The 1063-nt window shown below is 62.7% G+C and carries 1 protein-coding gene; it reads right to left on the bottom strand.

Annotated elements, in window-relative coordinates; all coding sequences use genetic code 11:
- Window position 1 precedes the first annotated feature (1 nt).
- Window positions 2-1063: elongation factor Tu (tuf, locus tag AC1DEK_RS30120; RefSeq protein ID WP_478128990.1), on the bottom strand; the 1062-nt coding region annotated here is incomplete at its 5' end.

Below are 1063 nucleotides of genomic sequence, written 5' to 3'. Positions count from 1 at the left end.
ATCAGATGTCGAGGATCTTTGCCACGACGCCCGAGCCGACGGTGCGGCCACCTTCGCGAATTGCGAAGCGCAGGCCCTCTTCCATGGCAATCGGGTTGATCAGCTTCACTGTGATCGACACGTTGTCGCCCGGCATGACCATTTCCTTGTCCTTGGGCAACTCGATCGCGCCAGTCACGTCCGTCGTGCGGAAGTAGAACTGCGGACGGTAGTTGTTGAAGAACGGCGTGTGACGACCGCCCTCATCCTTGGACAGAACGTACACCTCGGCGGTGAAGTGCGTGTGCGGCTTGATCGAACCGGGCTTGCACAGCACCTGGCCGCGCTCGACTTCTTCGCGCTTGGTGCCGCGCAGCAGCACGCCCACGTTGTCACCGGCTTGGCCTTGGTCCAGCAGCTTGCGGAACATTTCCACACCCGTGCAGGTGGTCTTTTGCGTCGGGCGGATACCCACGATCTCGATTTCTTCGCCCACCTTGATCACGCCGCGCTCGACCGCGCCAGTGACCACCGTGCCGCGACCCGAGATCGAGAACACGTCTTCCACCGGCATCAGGAACGTACCGTCCACCGCGCGCTCAGGCGTGGGGATGTAGCTGTCCAGCGCCTCGGCCAGCTTCATGATCGAGCCTTCGCCCAGCTCGCCCTTGTCGCCTTCCAGCGCCAGCTTGGCCGAGCCATGGATGATGGGGGTGTCGTCGCCGGGGAATTCGTACTTGTCCAGGAGCTCGCGAACTTCCATTTCAACCAGTTCGAGCAACTCCTTGTCATCCACCATGTCGCACTTGTTCAGGTACACGATGATGTAGCCCACGCCCACCTGGCGGGCCAGCAGGATGTGCTCGCGCGTCTGGGGCATCGGGCCGTCAGCAGCCGAGCACACCAGGATCGCGCCGTCCATCTGAGCCGCGCCAGTGATCATGTTCTTCACATAGTCAGCGTGCCCCGGGCAGTCCACGTGCGCATAGTGACGGTTGGCCGTCTCGTACTCCACGTGCGCGGTGTTGATCGTGATCCCGCGCGCCTTCTCTTCGGGCGCCGCGTCGATCTGGTCGTAGGCCTT

It is taken from the genome of Variovorax sp. 10N420, from assembly GCF_056394705.1.
The sequence above is the reverse complement of the archived record's forward strand: the minus strand, read 5'-3'. Positions and strand labels throughout refer to the sequence as shown.